Origin of the sequence: Pseudokineococcus marinus, assembly GCF_013004605.1 — a bacterium.
GTDB lineage: Bacteria > Actinomycetota > Actinomycetes > Actinomycetales > Quadrisphaeraceae > Pseudokineococcus > Pseudokineococcus marinus.
This window is the reverse complement of record NZ_JABEMA010000236.1, coordinates 1-4,865: the sequence shown is the minus strand read 5'-3', so window position 1 is coordinate 4,865 and position 4,865 is coordinate 1. Positions and strand designations below refer to the sequence as shown.

Below are 4,865 nucleotides of genomic sequence, written 5' to 3'. Positions count from 1 at the left end.
GTCGGTGCGCATGTAGGTGATGTAGCCGTTCTCGTACAGCGACTGCGCCGTGCGCATCGTGGCCCGCGCGTTGGAGCGCAGCTTGCGCGAGGCCTCCTGCTGCAGCGTCGAGGTCGTGAAGGGCGCGACCGGCCGCCGCGTGGAAGGGGTCGACGACGACGTGGGCCCGACCGTCGAGGGGGGTCGGGCGCTCGTCGTCGGCCTGGCGGAGGAGTCCGCCCAGGTGGTCGTGCTGGCCTCGACCGCCCCGGTCGAGGCTCGCGCGAGCGCCACGGGCGTGCGCGCGGGCGGCGCCGTCCTGCTGTCGGCGGCGCTGGCGGCCGGTGCGACGGGGCTGGGGGCGCGCGCACGGCTCCGGACGGAGCGCGAGGCGCACGAGCGCGAGCGCGAGCTCACCGCCGACCTCGCCCACGAGCTGCGCACGCCCGTCTCGACGCTCGTGGCGGCGTCCTCGCTCGTCGCGCCGATCACCGGCCAGCTCCCCGAGAGCGGCCGCGAGCCCGTCCAGCTGATGCTCGCGGAGACCGAGCGGCTGCACCGCCTCGTCGAGGACATGCTCCAGCTCTCGCGGCTGGAGCACGGCGACGGCGACGTGGACCTCGAGGACGTCGCGGTGCTGCCGCTCGTGCGCGAGGTGCTGGCGGCGCGCGGGTGGGTCGGTGACGTCGCCGTCACCAGCGAGGAGGGCGTCGTGGCGCGCGCGGACCGCCGCGTCCTCGCCCGCATCACGGTGAACGTCGTCGAGAACGCCCGGCGGCACGGGGCCGGGCAGGTGCGCGTCGGCGCCCGGCTCGAGCGCGGGCTCGTCGTCCTCGAGGTCGAGGACGACGGCGCGGGCGTCGCGCCGGAGGACCGCGAGCGCGTGTTCGACCGCTTCACCACGACCGGCACCAGCACCAGCGGCCTCGGGCTGCCGCTGGTGCGCGCCGGCGCCCGGGCCATGGGCGGGGACGCGCACTTCGACGAAGCCCCCGGTGGGGGCGCCCGGGTGGTCGTCTCCCTCCCGCGAGCGGGCACGACCTGACGGTCGGCCCGGCCTCCGCCTTCGGCCGACGGTCCGAGGACGGCCCCTGCGCGCGAGCCCACCCCACGGCGGCGCGTCACGGGTCGTCCCCGTCGGCGCGCTGCGTCGGGGAGGACTCGCCGGGGGCCGTCGGCAGGTGGGTGCGACCGCTGCCGCCGGGCAGGTCGGGGGTCTCGGGGGGCAGGGACTCGTCGGGAGGGCAGGACGGGTCGGGGCCACGGGAGGCGTCGGTCGGGCGGGCGTGCCGCGAGCCCCGGTCGCGAGCCAGGCGCACCTCGTCGGCGGCACCGGGCTCGACGACGTCGACGGCCCCGCTCCTGCGGTCGGGCTCGGGATCGGGCTCGTCAGGCCGACCAGGCTCGTCAGGCCGGGCAGGTGCGTCGGACCGGCCCGCCCCGCGCCCGCCGGTGCGGGCGACCCGCTGCGCCGGCAGCCCCGACCCCGTCACGAACGCGACCGTCGCCTGCCGCCGCGCCGCCGTCGCCGGGTGCACCCCCAGCACCCACGCCAGCTCCCCGCGACCGTCCCCCGCCCGCGACCGCGCCAGCACCGCCCGTTCCCCCGGCGTCGACCCGCCCGGCACCAGCGCCTCACCCCGGGCCGCGACCTCCCCGAGCACCAGCACCTGCGCGGCCTGGGCGACGCGCACCAGGGCCTCGAGCTACCCAGGACCGCCCGCAGGTCGCCCGTGGCCACCGACCACAGCCCCAGACCCGCCACCGCCGCACGCCCCACCTCCAGGGCCGACCGCAGCGCCGCGAGCGCGGGAGCCGCGCCAGCACCGGAGACCGAGGCGGGCACGGCGCCCGGTACGGCACCCGGTGCACCCGGCCCCGGCACCGCCTCGTCCTCCACACCCACGACCGTAGGGGCGACCACCGACAACGGCTCGAACACGTGTTCGACGAGGCGGCACCCGCGGCGGCCCTGACCGTCGACGCCCGCCGGGCAGGCGCCCAGCACCCCACCCGCCTAGCGTCACGGCATGCGGATGAGGAACCTCGGCAGCAGCGGCCTGCGCGTCTCGGCGGTCGGTCTGGGCTGCAACAACTTCGGCGGCCGGCTCGACCAGGAGGCGACGACGGCGGTCGTCGACGCCTGCTTCGACCACGGCGTCACCTTCTTCGACACCGCCGACGTCTACGGCGGCCAGGGCGCCTCCGAGGAGGCGCTCGGCCGGGCCCTCGAGGGCCGTCGCGACGACGTCGTGCTCGCCACCAAGTTCGGCCTCGACATGGGCGGCCTCTACGGCGACGACTTCGGCGCCCGCGGCTCACGGCGGTACCTGCGGCGCGCCGTCGAGGGCTCGCTGCGCCGGCTGCGGACCGACCACGTCGACCTCCTGCAGTACCACCGCCCCGACGGCGTGACGCCGCTCGAGGAGACGCTGACGGCGATGGGCGAGCTCGTCACCGAGGGCAAGGTCCGCTACGTCGGCACCTCGAACCTGCCCGCGTGGCAGGTCGCCGACGCGTCGTGGACGGCGCGGACCGCCCACCTCGCGCCCTTCGTGTCCGAGCAGTCCGAGTACTCGCTGCTGCGCCGCGGCGCCGAGGCCGAGCTGCTGCCCGCCTGCGCCGCGCACGGCGTCGGCTTCCTCCCCTACTTCCCCCTGGCGTCGGGGCTGCTCACCGGCAAGTACCGCCGCGGCGAGCAGGCCCCCGACGGGACGCGCCTCGCCGGGGACATGGGCCCGAGCTGGCTCACGGACGAGGCGTTCGACGTCGCCGAGGCCGTCGCCTCCTTCGCGGAGCAGCGCGAGCGGTCGATGCTCGACGTGGCGTTCGCGGGCCTGCTGGCCCGCCCCGAGGTGTCGTCCGTCATCGCGGGGGCGACGAGGCCCGAGCAGGTCGCGGCCAACGCCGCCGCCGGCGACTGGGAGATGCCCGACGCCGACGCCGCGGAGCTGCGGTCGGCCCTCGACACGGCGACCGCCGCCCGCTGAGCGCCCGCCGCCCTCGCCCCCGCCTCCCCGCGTCCCCAGGCCCCACCCTCCGCAGCACCCCGAGCCCCCGCTGCGCCGCCCCGGACGGCGCAGCGGGGGAACACCGGGCCGACCGCGGTCGTTGACCGCATCGACAGTTGAACGTTGGAACATCACGGCGGCCGAGGGGCCGGCGCGCAGGAGGCGGTCATGCAGTTCGGGGTCTTCACGGTCGGCGACGTCACGCCCGACCCGACGACGGGGCGCACGCCCACCGAGCACGAGCGGATCCGGGCGATGGTGGCCATCGCCCGCAAGGCCGAGGAGGTCGGGCTCGACGTCTTCGCCACCGGCGAGCACCACAACGAGCCCTTCGTGCCCAGCTCGCCGACGACGATGCTCGGCTACGTCGCCGCGCAGACCGAGCGGTTGCTGCTCTCGACCGCCGTGACGCTCATCACGACGAACGACCCGGTGAAGATCGCCGAGGACTACGCGATGCTCCAGCACCTCTCGGGCGGGCGGGTCGACCTCACGATGGGCCGCGGCAACACCGGCCCGGTGTACCCCTGGTTCGGCAAGGACATCCGCGACGGCATCCCGCTGGCGATCGAGAACTACGCCCTGCTGCGCCGGCTGTGGACCGAGGACGTCGTCGACTGGGAGGGGCGATTCCGCACGCCCCTGCAGTCCTTCACCTCGACCCCGCGCCCGCTCGACGGCGTCCCGCCCTTCGTGTGGCACGGCTCGATCCGCAGCCCCGAGATCGCCGAGCAGGCCGCGTACTACGGCGACGGGTTCTTCGCGAACCACATCTTCTGGCCCAAGGAGCACTTCATCCGGCTCGTCGACTTCTACCGGCGCCGCTACGAGCACTACGGCCACGGCTCCGCCGACCAGGCGGTCGTCGGGCTCGGCGGCCAGGTCTTCCTGCACAAGAACAGCCAGGAGGCCGTCCGCCGGTTCCGCCCGTACTTCGACGAGGCCCCGGTCTACGGGCACGGGCCGTCGCTGGAGGAGTTCACCGAGCACACGCCGCTGACCGTCGGCAGCCCGCAGGAGGTCATCGACAAGACGCTGACCTTCCGCGAGCACTTCGGCGACTACCAGCGCCAGCTGTTCCTCATCGACCACGCGGGCCTGCCCCTGGACGTCGTGCTCGAGCAGATGGAGCTCCTGGGGTCGGAGGTCGTGCCCGTGCTGCGGCGCGAGATGGACGCGATGCGCCCGGCCCACGTGCCCGACGCCCCGACGCACGCGTCCCGCGTGGCGGCCCGGGACGCCGCGGCGCGCGGCGGTGACCGGGAGACCGGTCTCGGCGCGCCGACGCCCGCGACGGCTGCGACGGTGGCCTGATGGAGCGCCGGTCCCTCGTCGTCCTCTCCGCCGGTCTCGGGCAGCCGTCCTCGACCCGGCTGCTCGCCGACCGCCTGGCCGCCGGGGCCGTCGACGCCCTGGCGGGGCGCGGCCTCGAGGCCGAGACCACCGTGGTCGAGGTCCGCGACCTCGCCCGCGACCTGGCCGACCACCTCATCGCCAACGCCACGAGCCCCGCCCTGCGGACGGCGCTCGACGCCGTCGCCGGCGCCGACGCGGTCGTCGCGGTGACGCCGGTCTTCGCGGCCTCCTACAGCGGGTTGTTCAAGACCTTCGTCGACGCGCTCGACCGGGACGCGCTCACCGGCGTCCCGGTCGTCGTCGGCGCGACGGCGGGCACCCAGCGGCACTCGCTCGTGCTCGAGCACGCGATGCGCCCGCTCTTCGCGCACCTGCGCGCCCTCGTGCTGCCGACGGCGGTCTTCGCGGCGCCGGAGGACTGGGGCGGCGAGGCCGGCCGGTCCGGCGACGCCCTCTCCGCCCGCGTCTCGCGGGCGGCGGGCGAGCTCGCCGAGGTCGTCGCGGGGCGCCCCGCGCGCC

At 76.4% G+C, this 4,865-nt stretch carries 6 protein-coding genes; 4 read left to right on the top strand and 2 right to left on the bottom strand.

The genetic code is table 11. The features are described from left to right. Positions 1-273: DNA topoisomerase (locus HLB09_RS20065; protein WP_322790176.1), on the bottom strand; the 273-nt coding region annotated here is incomplete at its 3' end. 4 nt (positions 274-277) lie between these two features. Between HLB09_RS20065 and HLB09_RS12985 the strand changes: the two genes are divergently transcribed. After that, positions 278-1,024, top strand: a complete 747-nt coding sequence (locus HLB09_RS12985) for a sensor histidine kinase (protein WP_171203774.1) — start codon at positions 278-280, stop codon at positions 1,022-1,024. A gap of 76 nt (positions 1,025-1,100) precedes the next feature. Here HLB09_RS12985 and HLB09_RS17885 read toward each other — a convergent pair whose 3' ends face one another. Next, complete coding sequence (locus HLB09_RS17885) at positions 1,101-1,673, bottom strand: hypothetical protein (RefSeq protein ID WP_212771036.1); 573 nt, start codon at positions 1,671-1,673, stop codon at positions 1,101-1,103. 336 nt (positions 1,674-2,009) lie between these two features. Here HLB09_RS17885 and HLB09_RS12975 point away from each other — a divergent pair, with 336 nt between their 5' ends. The 3 genes from HLB09_RS12975 to HLB09_RS12965 all read left to right on the top strand — a co-directional run. Next, a complete protein-coding gene (locus HLB09_RS12975; protein ID WP_171203773.1) occupies positions 2,010-2,969 on the top strand; it encodes an aldo/keto reductase in 960 nt (319 codons plus the stop codon). 189 nt (positions 2,970-3,158) lie between these two features. Beyond that, positions 3,159-4,304, top strand: a complete 1,146-nt coding sequence (locus HLB09_RS12970; RefSeq protein WP_171203772.1) for an LLM class flavin-dependent oxidoreductase — start codon at positions 3,159-3,161, stop codon at positions 4,302-4,304. Further along, positions 4,304-4,865, top strand: a 562-nt coding sequence (locus tag HLB09_RS12965; protein WP_171203771.1) for a CE1759 family FMN reductase, incomplete at its 3' end; no start/stop codon positions are given. The genes HLB09_RS12970 and HLB09_RS12965, both read left to right, overlap by 1 nt.